At 72.2% G+C, this 18903-nt stretch carries 18 protein-coding genes; 9 read left to right on the top strand and 9 right to left on the bottom strand.

The genetic code is table 11. The annotated features are described in order from the left end of the window. Positions 1 to 142: 142 nt before the first annotated feature. Positions 143 to 877 (bottom strand): LysR family transcriptional regulator, encoded by a 735-nt coding sequence (locus tag AB0D49_RS06930; RefSeq protein ID WP_362751904.1) that lies wholly within the window; start codon positions 875 to 877, stop codon positions 143 to 145. Between the two features lie 53 nt (positions 878 to 930). Then, positions 931 to 2139, bottom strand: a complete 1209-nt coding sequence (locus tag AB0D49_RS06935; protein ID WP_362751907.1) for an FAD-dependent monooxygenase — start codon at positions 2137 to 2139, stop codon at positions 931 to 933. A 123-nt stretch (positions 2140 to 2262) separates the two neighbouring features. Between AB0D49_RS06935 and AB0D49_RS06940 the strand changes: the two genes are divergently transcribed. The 3 genes from AB0D49_RS06940 (at position 2263) to AB0D49_RS06950 (ending at position 5501) form a co-directional block, all read left to right on the top strand. Further along, positions 2263 to 3381, top strand: a complete 1119-nt coding sequence (locus AB0D49_RS06940; protein WP_362751910.1) for a hypothetical protein — start codon at positions 2263 to 2265, stop codon at positions 3379 to 3381. A gap of 67 nt (positions 3382 to 3448) precedes the next feature. Further along, complete coding sequence (locus AB0D49_RS06945) at positions 3449 to 4624, top strand: DUF5624 domain-containing protein (protein WP_362751913.1); 1176 nt, start codon at positions 3449 to 3451, stop codon at positions 4622 to 4624. 22 nt (positions 4625 to 4646) lie between these two features. Next, on the top strand, positions 4647 to 5501 hold the full coding sequence (locus AB0D49_RS06950) for an alpha/beta hydrolase (protein ID WP_362751915.1): 855 nt from the start codon (positions 4647 to 4649) through the stop codon (positions 5499 to 5501). Between the two features lie 122 nt (positions 5502 to 5623). Here AB0D49_RS06950 and AB0D49_RS06955 read toward each other — a convergent pair whose 3' ends face one another. Then, entirely contained in the window at positions 5624 to 6631 is a 1008-nt protein-coding gene (locus AB0D49_RS06955; RefSeq protein WP_362751918.1) for a WYL domain-containing protein, read from the bottom strand. Positions 6632 to 6778: 147 nt separating this feature from the next. Here AB0D49_RS06955 and AB0D49_RS06960 point away from each other — a divergent pair, with 147 nt between their 5' ends. Then, positions 6779 to 7174, top strand: coding sequence for a RidA family protein (locus tag AB0D49_RS06960; protein WP_362752134.1), 396 nt, complete (start codon positions 6779 to 6781; stop codon positions 7172 to 7174). 43 nt (positions 7175 to 7217) lie between these two features. On the opposite strand, the gene AB0D49_RS06965 is transcribed toward AB0D49_RS06960, so the two are convergent. Further along, positions 7218 to 7583: an antibiotic biosynthesis monooxygenase gene (locus AB0D49_RS06965; protein ID WP_362751921.1), complete on the bottom strand. Its 366-nt coding sequence runs from the start codon at positions 7581 to 7583 to the stop codon at positions 7218 to 7220. Between the two features lie 75 nt (positions 7584 to 7658). After that, the gene (locus AB0D49_RS06970; RefSeq protein ID WP_362751924.1) at positions 7659 to 8333 is read right to left on the bottom strand and encodes a hypothetical protein; all 675 of its coding nucleotides are present in this window, start codon (positions 8331 to 8333) and stop codon (positions 7659 to 7661) included. A 519-nt stretch (positions 8334 to 8852) separates the two neighbouring features. Between AB0D49_RS06970 and AB0D49_RS06975 the strand changes: the two genes are divergently transcribed. Next, positions 8853 to 10340: a VCBS repeat-containing protein gene (locus AB0D49_RS06975; protein ID WP_362751927.1), complete on the top strand. Its 1488-nt coding sequence runs from the start codon at positions 8853 to 8855 to the stop codon at positions 10338 to 10340. Positions 10341 to 10560: 220 nt separating this feature from the next. On the opposite strand, the gene AB0D49_RS06980 is transcribed toward AB0D49_RS06975, so the two are convergent. Next, positions 10561 to 11205, bottom strand: coding sequence for a dihydrofolate reductase family protein (locus AB0D49_RS06980; protein WP_362751930.1), 645 nt, complete (start codon positions 11203 to 11205; stop codon positions 10561 to 10563). Positions 11206 to 11509: 304 nt separating this feature from the next. Here AB0D49_RS06980 and AB0D49_RS06985 point away from each other — a divergent pair, with 304 nt between their 5' ends. Continuing rightward, positions 11510 to 13726, top strand: a complete 2217-nt coding sequence (locus AB0D49_RS06985) for a SpoIIE family protein phosphatase (RefSeq protein ID WP_362751933.1) — start codon at positions 11510 to 11512, stop codon at positions 13724 to 13726. Between the two features lie 374 nt (positions 13727 to 14100). Here AB0D49_RS06985 and AB0D49_RS06990 read toward each other — a convergent pair whose 3' ends face one another. Genes AB0D49_RS06990 through AB0D49_RS07000 form a run of 3 tightly spaced genes read right to left on the bottom strand, consistent with a single transcriptional unit; the run spans position 14101 to position 14848 of the window. Next, positions 14101 to 14328 carry a hypothetical protein gene (locus tag AB0D49_RS06990; protein ID WP_362751936.1) on the bottom strand — a complete coding sequence of 76 codons (228 nt, stop codon included), beginning with the start codon at positions 14326 to 14328 and terminating at the stop codon, positions 14101 to 14103. Next, entirely contained in the window at positions 14325 to 14519 is a 195-nt protein-coding gene (locus tag AB0D49_RS06995) for a hypothetical protein (protein ID WP_362751939.1), read from the bottom strand. The genes AB0D49_RS06990 and AB0D49_RS06995 overlap by 4 nt, the downstream gene beginning before the upstream one ends. After that, a complete protein-coding gene (locus tag AB0D49_RS07000; RefSeq protein WP_362751941.1) occupies positions 14516 to 14848 on the bottom strand; it encodes a hypothetical protein in 333 nt (110 codons plus the stop codon). Before AB0D49_RS07000 ends, AB0D49_RS06995 begins: the two co-directional genes overlap by 4 nt. A gap of 336 nt (positions 14849 to 15184) precedes the next feature. Between AB0D49_RS07000 and AB0D49_RS07005 the strand changes: the two genes are divergently transcribed. The 3 genes from AB0D49_RS07005 to AB0D49_RS07015 all read left to right on the top strand — a co-directional run bounded on the left by AB0D49_RS07005 (position 15185) and on the right by AB0D49_RS07015 (position 18864). Then, on the top strand, positions 15185 to 16654 hold the full coding sequence (locus tag AB0D49_RS07005) for an XRE family transcriptional regulator (RefSeq protein WP_362751944.1): 1470 nt from the start codon (positions 15185 to 15187) through the stop codon (positions 16652 to 16654). 13 nt (positions 16655 to 16667) lie between these two features. Continuing rightward, positions 16668 to 17291: a 2'-5' RNA ligase family protein gene (locus AB0D49_RS07010; protein WP_362751947.1), complete on the top strand. Its 624-nt coding sequence runs from the start codon at positions 16668 to 16670 to the stop codon at positions 17289 to 17291. A gap of 595 nt (positions 17292 to 17886) precedes the next feature. Next, positions 17887 to 18864 (top strand): LacI family DNA-binding transcriptional regulator, encoded by a 978-nt coding sequence (locus AB0D49_RS07015; RefSeq protein ID WP_362751950.1) that lies wholly within the window; start codon positions 17887 to 17889, stop codon positions 18862 to 18864. Positions 18865 to 18903: the final 39 nt, after the last annotated feature.

The raw sequence follows: 18903 nt of genomic DNA on the forward strand, positions 1-18903 counted from the left end.
TCGGCCACGATGGGAGCGCGGATCTGCCATTCCGGGCAAGAGTCGGACCTTCGATGAAGCAGAATGCTCAGTTCGATGGTGTGCGGGTGGGCAGAAGTGTGCGGGATGCGCAGGGGTCGTGCGGGGCGGGGACGCCGCTCGCTCAGGGCGAGGAACGGACGGTTCCTCGGCGCGCCGCCTCCCCTGGGCCGTCGCCCACCGGGTCGTCCGGGAGGCGGTTGGTCTCCTGGACCGCCGTCACCACGACCCCGATCCGCGGTGTGGCTCGGTCCTCCTCGCGGATCAGGATCTGTGCCGTCCGCCGGATGTGGAGATCCGTCACCGGCAGGTGCGCCAGCCGGGCGTCCGGCGGACGGGGCGTGCCCTCCGGGGCCAGGTTCACCCCCAGCCGCTGTTCACCAGGCGCAGCGCGGTGACGAGGTCGTCGGCCGAGGCGATCACCCGGGGTTCGAAGCCCGCGCCGCAGCTCACCGACCGCGTCGGCCGGTGGCAGGGCCCGCAGTTCGATGGTGAGCCCCGGGTGGCGTTCACGGACCTGGGCCAGGGCCTGGCCGAGGGAGGCCGCGCTGTCCCGCACCGGGAGGCCGATGCGGACCGAGCCTTCGATGCTGCCCCGCCGGGCCGCTAGGGAGAGTTCCGCCGCCCGGAGTCCGTCGAGCACCCGCTCGGTGTGCCGGACCAGGTCCTCGCCCGCCGGGGTCGGTGTGGTCACCGGCCCCTGGCGCTGGAGCAGCGGCACCCCGGCGGTCGTCTCCAGGGCGGCGATCTGCTGGGAGACCGCCGACCGGGCGAAGTTCATGGTCCGTGCCGCCGCGGCGATGGAGCCGCTCCGGACCACCTCCTCCCGCAGCATCAGAGGCTTCCGCACATCGAGCACGCGGCCCTCCCGTCCCAGTCGGCTCCTCCCGGCCGTGCGGGGCGACCGGGGTGTCAGCGGCGCACACGGTTCCAGGCGTCGACAAGCGTCCGCGTGCGGTCTCCCCATCCGGGCTGCGCAGGGTGATGTGGCCATCCGGCCTGACCAGAACGGCTCCCTTCGGCCCGATGCCGTACAGCGCGTGGAAGTCGACGCGCTCGGGGACCAGGTTCCGGCCGATCACCACGCGGCGGATGCCGATGGAGGTCGACGCGCTCGGGGACCAGGTCCCGCCCGATCACCACGCGGCGGATGCCGAGCCGGTCCGCTGGCTCCCGCCACGGCTCGCCCTCGGCGCCGGTCAGCAGCACGAAGCCGGCCGCGGGCAGATCGACGGTGGAGCACCGCCGGTCCTGCCGGTCCCGCAGCCACAGGTGCGGCGCGCGGGCGCCCGGATGGCCGGTGGGCCGGTAGTCGCTGACGGTGGACACCTCGGGAGCGGTGCCGTCCGCGATGACGGCGGAGGAGGTGCAGAGGTAGCCGAACTGCTGTCCGCTGGTCCAGAACTGCTCACGCTGGGCGGGCACACCGTCGCGGATGCGCCGCCGGATGGCCTCGCCCTCCGGGAGTTCGATCCCGGCGATCTCCTCCGCCGCGTCGGCGAGCCAGCCGGTCTCCGCCAGCCGCTCGGTGTTGAGCATGACCTGATCGCGGTTGTGGACGGCGACGGGTTTGCGCTCCTGTTCATAGGTGTCGAGGAGTCCGTCGGACGCGTCGCCGCGCAGCACCCGGACCAGCTTCCAGACCAGGTTGTGGGTGTCCTGGATGCCGCTGTTCATCCCGAAACCGCCGTGCGGCGGGAAGCGGCGCACCGCGTCCCCGGCCAGCAGCACCCGGCCCACCCGCCAGGTGTCCGCCACCGCGGACTCGTGCAGCCAGCGCAGGGTGGTGAGTACCTCCACGTCCAGATCCGGGTCGCCGACCGCGCGGCGGACCATGTCGACGCGGCGCGCGTCGTCGTACGCGGAGTCGGGGAGGGCGGGATCGCGTTCGACGTTCAGGATCCAGCGGTCGTCACGGCCCGTGATGTAGACCGCGCCGCTCAGCTCCGCGTCGACGACCCAGTGCGTCATGTGCGGCGAGTCCGCCATCGAGCGGGTGAGCGCCGCGCTGCGGAAGCAGACATTGACGGACTCGCCGAACACCGGGCCCGCGTCCTCGGTGATGCCCAGAGTGCGCCGCACCGGGCTGCGGGTGCCGTCGGCGGCCACCACATGAGCCACCCGGCCGACCGTCCAGTCGGCGCCCGCCCTTGCGCCCCGTCGCGCTTGACATCCACGCCCATAGAAGTAAAGCTGAATTCACCTTCACTTTTCGGGGCTGTTCGGATGGAGAGAGGCGCGCGGATGAACGCGACACCGCCGGTGCACCCGGACCCGCTGACGGAGTCCGCCTCGGTCCCGACCTCCGGCGCCCGCGCCGTCGAACCCTTCGCCCTGGACGGGATGCACCTGCTCGCCGTCCCCCAGCTCGCCTACGACGTGCCCGGCACCCCCGCCGACATGAACGGCGGCGACAGCGACACCGAACTCCTGCTGCTCCGCGACCACCGCGACGGCAAGGGCTACCGGCGCTGGCGGTCGCTGAACGCCCCCGGCGGGGAGGACGCCGAGTTCTTCCGCGTCGGCGACCGCGCCTTCCTCGCCGTGGCGAGCATCCGCACCGGCTCCCGCACGGGGGCGTACGACTTCACCACGTACTCCCGGGTCTACGAGTGGACCGGGGGCTCCTTCGAGGTCTTCCAGGAGTTCGAGGGGTTCGCGGCCAAGCAGTGGACGCACTTCACCGTCGGCACACGGCACTTCCTCGCCCTCGCCCAGGGCGTCGCCGTACCCGGCCACGAGGACGAGAACCGGCCGTCCCGGATCTACGCCTGGGACGGCACCCGGTTCGCGCCCTTCCAGGACATCGACTCCCGGTGGGCCTACAACTGGCACGCGTTCGAGGTCGACGGCCGGCACTTCCTGGCCCACGCCGACCATGTACAGCCGTCCCTGCTGTACCGGTGGAACGGGCGGTCGTTCACGCCGCACCAGGAGCTGACCGGCTTCGGCGGGCGGGCGTTCGCGCACTTCACGGCCGACGGCGGGACGTATCTGCTGGTGGCGCGGCTCCCGGGCGACTCCGCGCTGCTGCGCTGGGACGGTGAGCGGTTCGCCGCCCACCAGACGCTGCACGGGCCCGGCGGCCGGGAGTTCGCCGTCGCCCGCGGCGAGCGGGGTCTGTATGTGATCCGGGTCAACTTCGTACGGGGCACACCCGCCGACCCCACCACCGCACTCGACTCCCAGGTCTACCACTGGCGGCGGGGGCGGCTGGAAGTCGTCCAGGAGTTCCCGACCACCGGGGCCACGGACGCCGCCGTCCTGCGGGACCGGGACGGGCCACTGGTCGCCGTCTCGCAGGGCCTCACCGCCGACGTCCGGTTCGCCGCCCGGACCGTCTTCTACCGCTTCCACGGCTGACGGCCGAGTCGTCTTCCACGGCTGGAAGCCGGACGCCCCCCGCCCCTCCCCCCCCGCTGGAGCAGCCATGACCGCGCACGCCAGTCCCGAACTCGTCGACCTCTTCACCACCTACACCTCCTCCGCCGACAGCATCGGCGCGCGGCTCACCGCCGTCACCTCCCGGCGGCGGGCGGACGATCCGCTGATCGTGGCCACCGCCCGGGACTTCGCCCTGTACCCCGGCGGCGGCCGACCGCCCACCGTCGAGGGATTCCGCCTCTCCACCCGCGGCTTCAAGGAACTCGCCGGGATCTCCCACCTCGGACCCGCCCTCGCCACCCTGGTCGAACTGGCCGAGACATACGGCGACGACACCTGGCGCGCCTCGGCCGCACGGCTGCTGGGCCAGGTCGAGCGCAGCCGGGCGGCCAACAGCGCGGAGCTGTGGCGGGACGTCATCGCCGTCGAGGCGTACGAGGGCCGGGAGCAGGCCATCGCCGACATGGTCGACTACGGCTGTGCCATGACCGCCCGCTATCTGCGGGCCGCGCTCGCCGACCGCGACTACCTCAGCGCCCGTACGCTGCGCGAGGACTACCTGGACGGCGGTGGCGGCGCACCTCCGCCGGTGCCGCTCAACGCGCTGATGATCGCCACGTTCTTCCTGGCCGGGATGGATGTCGCCCACCGCGTCCTGCGCTGGTTCGCCGAGCAGCGCGTCGACTGGTCCCGGGCCATGGTGGTGGTCGCGGGCCAGCAGGGCCGCCCCACCGCCGGAGTCACCTGGAACACCTCCAGCGTCGCCGCCCTGCTCCTCGGCGCCTCCCGCTACGAACTCGCCCTGGACCGGCTGTACATGGCCCCCCACGCGCCCACCTTCGACACCCCCGTCGACGGCGACCTGTCGGCGGTGGCCGCGCTGGAGGAGCCGCTGCGCCGGATCTGGAGCCACACCCGCGCCACCGTCGTACTCGGTGAGCTGATGTTCACCGGCTACCCCCGCTACACGCCCGACGGCACCCACGCCCCGGACGTCAGCGACCCCGCCGTCACCGAGATCGGCGAGATGCCCGTCATCCACGGCCCCGACGACTGGCGGGCCCTGGTCACCCGGCTGCGGATGGTGCTGGAGGACCCCCGCCAACTGCTGTCCGGCTGTGTCACCGACTACGCGGTCAGCCAACTGGTGGCCGCCGACAACCATCCCGCCAAGGTCGTGGTGCCGGGCCTCGACGGCGTCACCTACCCCACCGACCTGTAAGCCGCCCACGGAGCGCCCACCCATGTCCACACTCACCCTGAACCAGGCCCGCTTCCTCGACCTAGACGACGGCCGCATCGCCTACTACGAGACAGGCGGCGGCGACCACACCATCGTCTGGGTCCACGGACTGCCGCTCGACTCCCGTTCCTGGGCCGCCCAGCAGGACTTCTTCGACCCCCGCGCCCGCAATGTCTTCCTCGACCTGCGCGGCTACGGCGCCTCAGACAAACTGCCCGCCAGCGCTTCCAGCGTCACCGCGCTGTACGTCTCCGACCTCGCCGCCCTGATCCGCCATCTCGGCCTGGACCGGCCGATGGTGGTCGGCTTCGCCTCCGCCGGGCATGTCGCCCTGCGCTTCGCCGCCCAGCACCCCGCCCTGCTCGGCCGCCTCGCCGTCATCAACGGCTCCCCGCGCTTCCTGACCGGCCCGGACTGGCCGTACGGCTTCCAGGAGCCGACCATCGAGCGGTTCACCGCGCTCGCCGCGCACGGCGGCATCGAGGCGCTCACCGACGCCCTGCTGGACCCCAAGGTCGTCTTCGCCGACGTCCCGCAGCGGCGTGCCGAGGATCTGGGCGCCTGGTTCCGGGAGATGAGCCGTCAGGCGGGCGTCGACACCCTGCTCGGCTTCTTCGAGAGCATCGCCCGGGACGACGACCGCGCGCTGCTGCCCCGGATCACCGTGCCGACGCTGCTGCTGGCCAGCGCGCTGGGCCAGGAGGTGCCCACGGGCGTGGCCCGCTGGATGCGCGACACCATCCCAGACGCCCGGCTCGCGGAGCTCCCCGGCGCCGACCACTTCGCCTTCGCGACCCGCCCCGAAGCGGTCAACCACCTCCTCGACACGTTCCTCACCACGCCGGGCCCCGCCTGACGGCACCGCCTGCCCCTCCGCCGGAGAGCACTCCGGGCAGCCGACGGGCGGACCACGACCACCACGGCGGACCTGATCGCCGGATTCCCCCGGACACACCTAGGCACCCGCGTCCCCGCAGGTCACCGCCCGTCTCGATAGCGGTCGACCAAGGCCGCGGCGCGGTCGTGCAACGAGGTGCGCAGCCACCCCGGGGTGAGGGCCTCCGCGTCCGACGTGAGCTGCCACAGGGCCCATTCCGCGTGCCGGGCGTCCTGGAAGGTCACCTCAAGCCGCAGCCAGCCGCCGTTCCCGTCGGCGCCCTCGGGTTCCTCGGGTTCCTCGAGTTCTTCGGACCGGACGGCCAGCGCGGTGCCGACCAGTTCCGCACGCCGTGCCGGACGTACCCGGACCAGCACGGCGACCTGGTCGCCACTGGTACGGAAGCGGGTGCCGCGGTCCTGCCAGGCGCGGCCGAGGTCGACCCGGTCCGGGCGCTCGGCGGGTTCGCCGAGTTCCTCGGCGGCCCGGACCCGGTCCAGCCGGTAGGTGCGGTCCTCGCCCGAGCGCGTCGCCAGCAGATAGCCCTGGCCGCGTACGGTGACCAGGCCGATCGGGTCCACCGTGCGCCACTTCGGGGCCCGGTCGGCGGCCGAGGCGTAGTGGATGCGGAGCTTGTGCCCGGCGAACACCGCCCGTCTGACCTCCGCCGCCACCGCGTCGGGCAGTTCCCCGGCCGGGACGCGGCGCGCGAGGAGATCGGTCTCCGGGTCGATGAGCAGGCGCTGTGCCGCACCGGCCGCGATGTCCCGGTGACCGTCGGGCAGGGCGTCGACCACCTTGAGCATGGCGGAGGCGAGGGCCGAGCCGAGCCCGAACACCTGCGCGCCGCGCCGTGCTCCGGCGATCAGCAGGGCGAGGGCCTCGTCATGACTCAGCCCGGTCAGTTCCGTCCGGAAGCCCGGCAGGAGCGCGAACCCGCCGTGCCGGCCGCGTACGGCGTAGACCGGGACCCCGGCCGCGGAGAGCGCCTCGATGTCCCGCAGCACCGTACGGGTGGACACCTCCAACTCGTCGGCGAGCGTGGCGGCGGAGAGCCGGCCGCGCTGCCGAAGGAGCAGCACCAGCGAGACCAGTCGGTCGGCACGCACGGGAAACGCCTTCCTCGATCATCCGTCCCTCATACATGACACAGGGTGTCATGTATCGCTGAGAGGCTTTCCGTACAAGGTCGGAGGCGGGGCGCCACCGAGACGAGGGAAGCGCCTCCGCCGCTACGGAAGGGAACCGAAGTGGCAGTGCAGCGAACCGTGGTGAACCCGGTGCGGTGGTCGGTGGAGAGGGGGTTCAACCAGGGCGAGGTCGTCTCGGGACAGACCCGCACCCTGTACTGCTCCGGGCAGACCGCGATGAGCGAGGACGGCGAGCCCCTGCACACCGGTGACATGGCCGCCCAAGTGGCCCTGAGCCTGGACAACGTGGAGGGCGTTCTCGCCGCGGCCGGGATGTCCCTCCCCGACGTCGTCCGCCTCAACGTCTACACCACCGACGTCGATCTGCTCCTCCAGCACTACGGCGTGCTCGCGGCCCGGCTGGGCGCGGCCGGAGTGGCGCCCACGACCACGATGCTCGGGGTGACACGGCTGGCGGTTCCCGGGCAACTGGTGGAGCTGGAGGCGACCGCCGTCGCCTGATCCGGGGCCGCCGGTGGCCTGGACTCCCATGCCGCCGTGCGGCCTACCGCCGCTGGAACTCCTGGCTCCGTTCCACCTTCGCCACCTGCACGGTGTACCTCTCGTACCACTCGGACATCCCCCGCCGCTGCGCCGCGCGGTGCTCGTCGTCGGACCGCCACCGCGCGATGGCGTCGGCGTCACGGAAGTACCCCACGGTGATGCCCAGTCCGCCCGGGGTCTGGGCGTGGTCCAGGCCCAGGAAGCCGGGGATCTCCTTCACCAGCTCCTCCATCCGGGCGTTGGTCTCGGCGTACCCGTCCTGCCGCTCGGTGCGCACGGTGGAGAAGACGACGATGTGGTAAGGGGGCTCGAACACCCCGATCGGCGTGAGAGGAGCCGCGGCGGGAACCGGGGAGTGATCGTTCATGGCGCCACGGTACGGCCGGACACGACCGCTCAGCCAGGGGCTTTCGGGCACCGGCTGAGCCCGGCCGTCTGCTCCTCAGCGGACTCGGCGCGCGCCCACCGACCACAGGATCGCGAACCCCGTCCACACGATCGCGAAGGCCCAGAGCGCCGGATGTCCGCCGAACAGGGCCATGGAGCCGAGCCATCCGAGACCGACCGCCGCCAGTGGCCAGCCGAGGACGGACAGGTGCAGGAGTGTCGCGGGCCGTCCGCTGAGCACCGCCCACGCGCCCACCGCCAGCAGCAGCGAGCCCAGCGCCAGCCACCACAGGACCCCGTCCTGCGCGGAGGTCGCGTAGGAACGGGTGCGATCACGCACCTCCAGCTCCACGACCTCGTCCCGCCACAGACCGACCTCCGCCCGGTCGTCCGTCCTGACCTCGGCGTACATCCCCGACCCCACCTCCAGCCAGGCGGTGCGGTCGGGCCACCGGACGGAGACCTCGTAGTACGTCGTGCAGGTGCCGTCCTCGCCCGAGCAGTCCTGGCCCGTCCGGCGGTCGACCACCGTGCCCTGTTCGCGCCGCACACATGTCCCACCGTCGTCCCCGGCCGCGCAGACCGGCGCGTCATGGTGCGCCATGGCCGCGCCGTACCCGTCGGCCGCGCGCAGGCCGCAGAGCAGGGCTCCGCAGGCGACCATGAGCAGGATCAGGCCCCGCAGCCAGTGGGGCAGCCGTTCCCGTTCGTTCCTCGCCGCTTTCCGCACCCGTCGGTCCCTTCTGGCAGAGCCGGCGCGCACGCCGGGACGGGAGCGCACCCACCATGGTCGTCGGTGCGCTCCAGAGGGTCAGGACGACGGGGGGTGGTGCGGGGGTTGCGGCAAAGGGACACCAGCTCATGGACCCACCTCATGGACCCCACCTCATGGCCCACCTCACGGATCACCTCGGCGGTACTGGCTGTCCAACTAGCCCGGTGAGCCCGGGTGGTTCATGTGCCGCCACCGACCTCGGCCAGCGAAGCCCAGGAGTGGACGGCTCGCCAGTCCGCCGGCCGGATGCCGCTCAGGGTCACCGATCCCGGCTCCGTCACCCGCATACCCGTCCCCCCAGTAAATCCGTTGTCGCGTACAACCCTTGACCCCCCATGCTGGTCTCTTGATCGCCGACCGCGCCGGGCATTCGGGAGTCGTCCCGGTGGACGCGTGCCGCGGTCCGCGCTCATGGTTCGTGACCCACCTTTCGTGGACGCCCCGCCAGGCGTCCCCCCGTGCAGCAGGAGAAGCATGCATCCAAGACCGAGACCGAGACAGAACGCCAGACTCGTCCTCGCCACGGCCACCGCCGCGGCGCTGACCGGCGGTCTGCTCACCTTCGCGGCGGGCCCGGCGGTCGCCGCGGACGCCACGCACGTACCCGGGGCCGACTTCAACAAGGACGGCAGGGCCGACCTGGCCGCCTCGGCCCAGGCCGCGTATGTGGCGGGCAAGAAGGAGGCGGGGCAACTCGTCGTCCTGTACGGCACCTCCACCGGTGTCACCGGCGCCAAGCGCTCGGTGATCAGCCAGAACACCACCGGTGTCCCCGGCTCGGCCGAGGCGGGCGACGGGTTCGGCACGCGGAGCGCTTACGCCGATTTCAACGGCGACGGCTACCACGACCTCGTGGTGAACGCCCCCGGCGAGGACATGGGCGCCGACAAGGACGGCGGGACCGTCATCCTGCTGTGGGGCTCGGCCGCCGGGCTCACCGGACGGAGCGTCACCATCGCCGACCCGGCGCCCGGTTCCCACGACCGCTGGGGCGAGACGCTCGCCGCGGGCGACTTCGACGGCGACGGCCGCGCCGACCTCGTCGTCGGCAGCACCTCCGCCACCGTGCACATCTTCAAGGGCGGCTTCAGCTCCACCGGTAAGCCCGGCAAGGGACGCACCACCCTCACGCCCCCCATCCTGTCGGGCACGGGCCTCGGACCGGTCAACCTCACCGCGGGCGATATCGACGGCGACCTGGTCACCGACCTGGTGGTCGACGGCTTCGAGACGGCGAGCAGCCAGGGCTGGAACCGCAACTACTACTTCCAGGGCGGCCCGGACGGCCTGGTGAACAACACCGGACGCCTGATCAAGGCCGGTGTCGTCACCGCCATCGGCGACATCGACAAGGACGGCTACGGCGACATCGTCAGCGGCGCCATCTGGGACTCCGCCGACGGCTATGTCCATCCCGAGGGCAGCGCCAAGGGCGGCCGGGTCTGGGTGACGTACGGCACGGCGACCGGCCCCGGCCGCAGCACCGGGATCACCCAGGACACGGCGGGCATCCCCGACGCCGCCGAGAGCCAGGACCGGTTCGGGCATGAGCTGGACCTCGGTGACATCAACGGCGACGGCTATCTGGACCTGGCCATCGGCACCGTCCTGGAGAACGTCAAGGACGATGTCGACACCGGCATGGTCACCGTCCTGTACGGCAGCGCGAGCGGGCTGCGGACCAGCGGCGGCCAGTGGTTCACCCAGGACGCGCCGGGCGTCCCCGGCGTCAACGAGGACCACGACCGGTTCGGCATGGACGTCAAGCTCGACGACGTCACCGGCGACCGCCGGGCCGACCTGGTGGTGGGCTCCGGCGAGGACGGCGGCGACGGAGCGGTGACCTACCTCCCGTCCAACGGCTCCCGGATCACGACGACCGGCGCCCGGCTGATCACCGTCGCCGCCGCGGGCGTCTCGGCCGCCGGAACCCCGTACCTCGGCGCGAACTTCGCCGACTGACCCTCGGGGACGCGACACCTGACCCCCACGCAGCACCGACCCCCACGCAGCACCGACCCCCACGTACGCGCCGGGCCGCCCACCGCCGGGCGGCCCGGCGCCGCGTCATGAGCCCCGTGAATCCCTCCAGGCCGTACGTGGAGGCGTGGTGGATCCCGAGGCCCGGCAGGGAGAAGACGCCCGCGATCGAGGACACCCAGCCCCCTCGCCCCGCCTCCGCTCACCTCCTCCAGAACAGGTGGTGCCGTACCCCGCTCGGGCTCGGGACGACCTCCAGGTGGAAGCGGTCGAGCAGCTCGTCGGGGGAGTCCCACAGCCGCAGCCCCGGTCCGAGCCGTACCGGTGAGACCGCCACATGCAGGGTGTCGACCAGGTCCGCGTCGAGGAACTGCCGGACGGTGGTGACCCCGCCGCCCAGCCGGACATCCTTGCCCTGGGCCGCTTCCCGGGCCTGCGCCAGGACCGTCGCCGGGTCCCCGGACACGAAGTGGAACGTCGTGTCGGACAGCGAGAACGACGGCCGGTGGTGGTGGGTCATCACGAACACCGGGGTGTGGAAGGGGGGCTCGTCACCCCACCAGCCCTGCCACTCATGGTCCTGCCAGGGCCCGCGCTGGGGTCCGAACTTGTTGCGGCCCATGATCTCGGCGCCGATGTTGTGGTCGAAGTCCCGGGTGAAGTAGTCGTCCAGCCCCCGGGTGCCGCCGGGCTCCGTACGCCGGGGCCAGCTCGCCGTGGCCCCGGCCCAGGAGAACAGCCGCTCGGGGTTCTCGAAGCCGAACGGCCGCTCCAGGGTCTGGTCCTCCCCGGCGGCGGTCCCGTCCTCGGAGACGGAGAAGTTCATCAAACGCAGCAACTGATCCATGTGCCTGCTCGCTCTCTCATCCGTACGGTGCACCGCCGCCCGGTGGGGGCCGTGCGTCACGTACGTCGAACGGGACGGCCGCCGGATCGACACCCGGCCGTCCGGGTTGGCGAATTCTTTACGGACTTCCCCGGCGGCGGGGCGGGGGAGGAGGCCCGGACCGCGTGTCGGCGTCCCTGAATGAGGTCATTCCTTCCGATATGCGCGTTACGGTTGATCCACAGTGAACTCCAAGAGGCCCCGGCCTCGCACCCCGGTCCGGACCCGGACGGGTGCGCGGCCCGGTCCGGGGAGGTGAGCGGAGGTGGCCCGGTCACAGCCGGGCGGGAGGACCGGGGTCTTCGTCGTCCTCATCGTCTACATCGCCGTGGTCTCGGCCGCTCAGATCCCCACCTCGCAGGGCGGGGTGATCCGGCTCGGAGGGTTCTCCCTCCTGGCCCCCCTGGTGGCCAGCGCCCTGCTGTCGTACCGGCGGGCGCTGATCATCTGCGCGCTCACCATGGCGGCCGTCGTGATCGTCTACGGCGGTGTCATCCCGGACGTCCCGGCGCTCCAGCGCGTCGTCACGATCCTGCTCGTCGCGCTCGGCACCGGCGCCAGCCTCCTGGTCTGCCGTATCCGCCTCGACCACGAGAGCCGTATCCAGCGGCTGATGATCGCCCGCGACCGGCTCAGCCTGCTCACCGCCGCCGGGGAGCAGATCGGCTCGACCCTCGACGTGACCCGTACGGCCCGGGAACTGGTCGATGTGGCCGTGCCCCGGTTCGCCGACGCCGCCGCCGTCGACCTCTTCGGCACCATCCTGTCCGGCGACGAACCGCCCGCCATGCCCACCGCCGAACCGGTCACCCTCCAACGGGTCGCCTGCGTCGCCACCGGACCGGCACCGGCCGAGAACCTCACGCCCGGAACGGCCGGACCGGGACCGGTGGAGGACCTCGCGTCCGGAACGGGCGGACCGGCACCGGTCGAGGACCCCGCGCCCGGAACCGGCGGACCGCACACCTACCCGCCCGGGTCCCTGCCCGGCGGTGCCCTGCTCTCCGGCCGCCCGGCCCACGGCACGATCACCGACACGGACGGCATCGGCCACCGCTTCGCCGGGCTCGGCGTCCCGGCCGCCTACCGCGGCGGCTCGGCGCTCGTCGTACCGCTGCGCGCCCGGGGCATCACCCTCGGTGCCGCGACCTTCGTCCGCGAGGCGGGCCGGGCGCCCTTCGACGCCGACGACCTGCTGCTGGCCGAGGAGATCGGGGCACGCTCCGCGGTCTGCGTCGACAACGCCCGCCGCTACGCCCGGGAACACCTCACCGCCCTGGCCCTCCAGCACAGTCTGCTGCCGTCCGGCCTGCCCGAGCAGAGCGCCGTCGAGGCCGCCTACCGCTATCTCCCCGCCCAGTCCGGGGCGGGCGGCGACTGGTACGACGTCATCCCGCTCTCCGGCGCCCGGGTGGCGCTGGTCGCGGGGGACGTCATGGGGCACGGCGTCTACGCCGCCGCCACCATGGGACGGCTGCGCACCACCGTCCACAACTACGCCGCCCTCGACCTGCCGCCCGAGGACGTGCTCACCCACCTCGCCGACCTCGTCGGCCGCCTCGGCTCCGAGGGATACGTGGTACGGGAGGGGCCGGAGGCCGCTGAGGGACCCGAGGGACCCGAGGGCGCGGAGGCGGGCCCGGGGCGCGAGACGTACGAGACGTACGAGACGTACGAGACGTACGGGGAGTACATCGCCACCTGCCTCTACGCCGTGTACGACCCCGTCGCCCGCCGGATCAGCCTCGCCTCCGCCGGTCACCCGCCGCTCGCCCTGGTCCTGCCCGACGGCACCGTGCGCTTCCCCGATGTCCCGGCCGCGCCCCCGCTCGGCGTCGGCGGGGCGCCCTTCGAGCCGGTCGAGATCCCCGTGCCCGACGGCAGCAGGCTGGTGCTGTACACCGACGGCCTCGTCGCGGGGCCCGACCGTGATCTCGGCACCGGGATGGACCTGCTCCGCCAGGCGCTGGAGAGCGTCCCGGACGCCTCCCCGGAGGAGACCTGCCGGAGGGTCATGGCGGCGATGCCGGACAGCCGCTCCCGCGACGACGTGGCCCTGCTCGTCGTCCGCACCCTGGGTGTCGCCGCCGACCACTGCACCGGCTGGGAGGTCCCCGACGACCCGGCGGCGGTCTCGGCGGTCCGGGAACGGGTCCTCAAGCAACTGGAGGAGTGGGGCCTCGAAGAGTACGGCTTCAGCGTCGAGCTGGTCGTCAGCGAGCTGGTGACCAACGCCATCCGCTATGGCGGCGAGCCCATCTCGCTCCGGCTGCTGCGCGACGACAACGCCCTGATCTGCGAGGTCCGGGACGGCAGCGGGACGTCCCCCCGGCTGCGCCGGGCGGAGGAGGCGGACGAGGGCGGACGCGGACTGTTCCTGGTCGCCCAGCTCTCCGAGCGCTGGGGCACCCGCTACACCCCGGACGGGAAGATCATCTGGACCGAGCAGCGGCTGCCCTCGGGGGCGGAGCCGCCACCCTGAGATCGGCGTCCGGGTGGAAGTGGGTGACCCCGGCGTCGGTGACCTTCACCCGGCCGCGCCGCGTCTCGTACAGGCCGGGGCGCAGCAGGGACAGCACCGTGATGGGGCCGTGCGGGACGCTTCAGCCCTCCCCGGTGAAACCGGTCCACGTACATCAGCAGGTTCGTGGAGCCCTCCGGTCCGCCTCCGGTGAGGCACCTGGCCGGGGGCGAAGACCAGGAAGTCGGTGACCGTGTGCCCGACTGGGTACAACCCCGCCGTTGGGCCACCGGGGCATGCATCCGCGACACCCGCGTCGGCTGCGGCCTCTCCCCAACACAGCTCAGGCTTGTCGGTACCGTCCGCCCCTCGCCGACCTGAGGGGCGGACGGCGTTCATGGGGCGGCCGTCGGGTCCTTCGCCGCCCGGTACGCCTCCCACAGTTGCTCGGCCGTCGCGCACACCTCGCCGTCCACCGCGCAGACCGGGCAGTCCCGCAGGTGATCGCCGTAGGCGAGGTATGCCCGCTGGGTGGCGGTGTACTCGATGTCCGCGCCGACGCGCTGCAGGTAGCCGGCGCCGCCCCCGCTGCCGTCTCGCCACTCCCAGACGGCAGGGCTCATGCCGGCCCCCGCGGGTGGTGGCGTTTGATGAGGACGGTCATGTCGATCGCGCGGGCCAGATCCCCGGCCGCTGTCGCGCGGTCCCGGTCGGCGGCCCGCTGCACGCACTCCTGGCAGTCGGGGGGCGGGTCGACCGGGGGCAGGGGCAGGCCGAGTGTGACCGGCGGCTCCTGGAATCTGCGGGGGCTCACGGCCGCCATCCGCGCATGAGGTAGCGGAGTGCCGCGCCGGTCGTGCAGCCGCCCGCGTCGTGGACGCAGGGCTGGCACTGAGGTGCGTGGTCCTGGAGTGCCCGGTAGGCGTGCTTCCCGGTGTGCTGTCGGCAGGCGCGGGGGAACCAGTGGCGGCCGTCGTCGTGCTGCTCGCCGAGGTCGATGGCGGTTTCGGCGGTGAGGGGTTCCTCGGTGGGGCCCCAGACGCAGACCGCGCCGCGCGCCTGGTCGGGCGTCAGGGACTCCAGCAGCGGGAGCGCGAGGAGGTCGAGCACGTCGGGCGGGATGGCGTGGACGATGCTGCTCATGCCGTCGCCCCCTCGGGCGGCCGGGCGGTACCGTGTTTCACGTCGGCGCTCCTTCACAGCGTCGTCCACACCCGGGGCCGGTTGCACGGTCGCCGGGTTTGTGGTCCTGGCCTGTGCGCCCTCCGAGTCACCTAGAGGGTTTCAGCGTCGGACGCCACCGTCACGGGCGGCCGTGACCAACTTTCATGGACACGGCTCAGCACTCCGATCAGGCACGGCAGTCGCTTTTGGGCAGGACCATGGGCGTCCTGAAGGCTGCTGCTTCGGCACGCGTCGCCCGGTTCAGCGACACCGCGGCTACGGTGAGTCCACGACACCGCACAGGGAGTCCGCCCTATGAACGCCCTCCCCAAGCCCGGCTCCAAGGCAGACCGGGACGCTCTTCGCCGCGAGATGGCAGCCGCTGGATGCACGGCCGCCGACATCGCCGTCGAAATGCGGACCCGATTCCGGATGCGCCCCCGCGAGGCGTGGCGGCACGCCCATGGATGGACGCTGCAAGAGGCTGCGGATCACTTCACGCAAGCCAGCAGTGAAGGGCCCGGACGACAGTTCGTCGCCGCAGACGCGTCCCTGGCGGGCAAGTGGGAGAAATGGCCCGGCCCATCCTCCCGGCGCCCCACCGGGCCGGTCCTGGTCGCGATGTCGGCCGCCTTCGGGTGCCAGGTGGATGACCTCCTGGACCTGGAGGACCGACGCGAGCTCTCGCCGTCAGACTTGCTTGCGCTGAAGTCCCCGGAGCGTGAACTCAGTCCAACTCCATCTGGCTCAGCACCGGCGCCCCCGGCACCGACCGGCCGTGAGCTCGTACGGCTGGCCGCGGACGAATCAGCCATGTGGGCCCGGTGGGCGGAAGCCTCCAACGTCGGCGACATAGCGCTGGAGCAGATCCTGGCGGACACCCGCGCGCTCGCCTCCGACTACCTCACCTCGGACCCTGTCCCGCTGTTCCTGCGCACCCGGACTCTCCGCGACCGGGTGTTCGCACTACTCGAAGGTCAGCAGTACCCACGTCAGTCAGCTGACCTGTATCAGGCAGCTGGATACCTGTGCGGACTGCTTGCATGGATGTCCTCCGACCTCGGGCACCTCCGCGACGCTGACACCCAGGGCCGCACGGCGTGGCTCTGCGCCGAACTCTCCGGACACAACGACCTGCGCGCCTGGGTCCTGTCCACCCGGTCCAAGGTCGCGTTCTGGGACGGGCGCATGCGGGACGCCATCAACTACGCCCGGCACGGTGCCACCTACCGGCCCTCAGGAACCGTCACGGTCCTCCTGGCCTGCCAGGAAGCCGACGCATGGTCCCAGCTCGGCGCCAACGACGAGGCCCTGTCCGCCCTCGCCCGCACCCACGACGCCCGCGACGCCATGAGCGGTGAGGACCAGATCGGTGGCATCTTTGCCTGCGCGCCAGCCCGTCAGGAGAACTATGCGGCAGCCGTCTACCTGCGCCTCGGCCGCTCAGCCGACGCGCTGTCCTCCGCAGTACGCGCTACGGCTCTACTCTCGTCACAGCCGGTCCGAGCCTACGGAACAGAGGCGCAGATCCACATCAGTGAGGCTGCCGCGCACCTTGACGCTGGCGAAATCGAGGGTGCGATTGAAGCACTGGCCCCAGTGCTCGCGCTGCCCCCCGACCAGCGGCTCGCGCCGGTGATCCAACGACTTGGCGAGCTCCCCATCACATCGTTGCGACCCTCCGAATCCGGGCACGCGGCGACGCTTCGTGCCGCCGTCGAGGATTTCTGCCTGGACTCCGCTCCACGGCATCTTGCCCTCTCGTCAGGAGATGGTCGGCCCTGATTGGATCTCGGGCATGACGACTCATCCCGAGACGATGCGGAACCACTGGTGGTGGCGCCCTGGCTGGAGCGTCGGCCGTCGCTTCTACACCTGGCATCTCACCTTCGAGGGCCAGCCCGACGTGCATCGTCTGGCTGCCGACTATCGATCCGCTCTCGCCCCTGCGGGGAAGGCACTGACTCTCATCCCTGATCAGTGGCTGCATCTGACCATGCAGGGAATCGGCTTCGTCGGTGAGGTGAAGGAAGTCGACGTACACGCGATCACTGAGGCGGCCCGTTCCCGCATGGCGGACGTACCCGCCTTCGACCTGGAGATCGGGCCCGCGATCCTCGACCCCGAGGCGGTGTTGCTGCCCGTCCGCCCCGACGAGCCTGTGAGGGCCGTCAGGGATTCGATTCGTGCGGCTATCGGTGACGTCTTGGACGCGGTACCAGAACGCGCCGAGGGCTTCACCCCTCACATCTCTGTTGCGTACAGCGCGAGCGACGACCCTGCGGCACTCATCAGCGGTGCCCTGGATGCGGCCGAAGTGGCGCCTGCCCGCGCCCGTATCACCGCAGCCGAACTGATTCTGATCAATCGCGACAACTTCATGTACGAATGGGAACCCTTCGCCAGGGTGCCGCTCGGATAGCGTCGCACGAACAAGGACTGCGCCCCTCCCACCCGGAGGCGAGAGGGGCGATACGGCGGTCGGCTACGGGGCGACCTCCCACGTCACCACGGTGTCAGTGCACCCGACCGCGAGATGCAGCGACCCGCAGCCCGGGATGGGCCCGCTCGAAGGCGCTGATCACCGGCTGGAAGGTGGCCGGTGTCTCGGGCCCGAGGAACCGTACGGCGCTACGGCCGCCGGAGCCGCCGCCGTCCGCGCCGCACCCGGCGAGGGCCACCCCCGCGGCACCGGCGAGCGCGCCACGCTTCTGCGGGTCGGTCGGGTGGGGCGGCTGGGATGGCCGGGATGGCTGAGGCGGCCGTTCACGGCCGGTACTTCGAGGAGAGGGGCATGAGCACATCCAGATCACTTAGCAAATCGTTTTGCGATGTGTCGCACGGGAGGACGGGCGCGTCAGACTGGGAGGGCGGGCCAGGGCATCGGACCCGATGGCGAGGAAGAATACAAAACGATTTGTATTCTGGGTAGAGTTCAGCCGGACCGGGCCGCAGCGGGCCGTCCGGCGGCCGGGGAGGTGGATGTGCGGGACTCGGGGCGCGTCAAGATCGTCGACGTGGCGAGCGAAGCGGGCGTCAGCGTGACCACGGTCTCCCATGTGATCAGTGGCCGGCGCCCGGTCTCACCGACGACCCGGGCCCGCGTCGAGGACGTCATACGGCGCCTCGGCTACCAGGCGAACCCCACGGCCCGCGGTCTGCGCACCCGGCGCACGGCCACCCTCGCGCTGGTCGTGCCCGACATCACCAACCCGTTCAACACGGAGGTGGCCGCCGGGATGCAGGAGGTGGCGCTGGCCCGCGACTACCTGACCGTGGTGTGCGAGGCCCCCATGAACGGACGCCATCTGCCCGATGTGCTGCGCCAGTTGACCGACCGCCGGGTCGACGGCATCGTCCTCGGCCGGTACGGCGCCACCCGCCGCGACCTGAACCGGATCGCCGCCACCGGCACCAAGCTGGTCCGCTTCGGCCGCCGGCTGTCCGAGGGCCCCGGCGACGTGGTCCGCGCCGACGAGACCGAGGGCACCCGCACCCTCGTCCAGCACCTCATCCGCACCCGCGGCTGCCGCCGGGTCGGCTTCATCGGCGGCGAACCCGGCGTGGAGCCGGGCGGCGAACGCCACGAGGGCTACCGGCGGGCGCTCACCGAGGCCGGGCTCGACGTCCCCGAGGACCTGGTGGCCTGGACCGGCTTCACCCGCGAGGGAGGCCGGACCGGAGCGCGTTCGCTGCTCGCCGCCGACTCGCCCCCGCAGGCCCTGGTGTGCGCCAACGACCTGATCGCCATCGGCGCGCTGGACGTGGCCCGCGAGCGCGGTCTGACCGTACCCGGCGACCTCGCGATCACCGGCTACGACGACATCGAGGCCGCGTCCCTGGTCTCCCCGGCCCTCACCACGGTCTTCAACCCCGGCCGCGACATGGGCCGCGCGGCGGCCCGCCTCCTGCTGGAACGCCTGGAGGACGGGGAGGACGGCGCCGCCCGCGAGGTGATCCTGGCCCAGCGGCTGATCCCACGGGAGTCGGCGTGAGGGGCGGGGCGAGCGTGCCGTGGGGAAAGGGGGGACTCG

This window comes from Streptomyces sp. NPDC048290, assembly GCF_040652095.1.
In the GTDB taxonomy this organism is placed as follows: Bacteria; Actinomycetota; Actinomycetes; order Streptomycetales; family Streptomycetaceae; genus Streptomyces.

What these genes read in the sequence shown, in the direction of transcription:
- AB0D49_RS06940 (WP_362751910.1), top strand. Translation starts at nt 2,263, where the DNA reads ATGAACGCGACACCGCCGGTGCACCCGGACCCGCTGACGGAGTCCGCC.
- AB0D49_RS06945 (WP_362751913.1), top strand. Translation starts at nt 3,449, where the DNA reads ATGACCGCGCACGCCAGTCCCGAACTCGTCGACCTCTTCACCACCTAC.
- AB0D49_RS06950 (WP_362751915.1), top strand. Translation starts at nt 4,647, where the DNA reads ATGTCCACACTCACCCTGAACCAGGCCCGCTTCCTCGACCTAGACGAC.
- AB0D49_RS06965 (WP_362751921.1), bottom strand. Translation starts at nt 7,583, where the DNA reads ATGAACGATCACTCCCCGGTTCCCGCCGCGGCTCCTCTCACGCCGATC.
- AB0D49_RS06975 (WP_362751927.1), top strand. Translation starts at nt 8,853, where the DNA reads ATGCATCCAAGACCGAGACCGAGACAGAACGCCAGACTCGTCCTCGCC.
- AB0D49_RS06980 (WP_362751930.1), bottom strand. Translation starts at nt 11,205, where the DNA reads ATGGATCAGTTGCTGCGTTTGATGAACTTCTCCGTCTCCGAGGACGGG.
- AB0D49_RS06990 (WP_362751936.1), bottom strand. Translation starts at nt 14,328, where the DNA reads ATGAGCCCTGCCGTCTGGGAGTGGCGAGACGGCAGCGGGGGCGGCGCC.
- AB0D49_RS07000 (WP_362751941.1), bottom strand. Translation starts at nt 14,848, where the DNA reads ATGAGCAGCATCGTCCACGCCATCCCGCCCGACGTGCTCGACCTCCTC.
- AB0D49_RS07005 (WP_362751944.1), top strand. Translation starts at nt 15,185, where the DNA reads ATGAACGCCCTCCCCAAGCCCGGCTCCAAGGCAGACCGGGACGCTCTT.
- AB0D49_RS07010 (WP_362751947.1), top strand. Translation starts at nt 16,668, where the DNA reads ATGACGACTCATCCCGAGACGATGCGGAACCACTGGTGGTGGCGCCCT.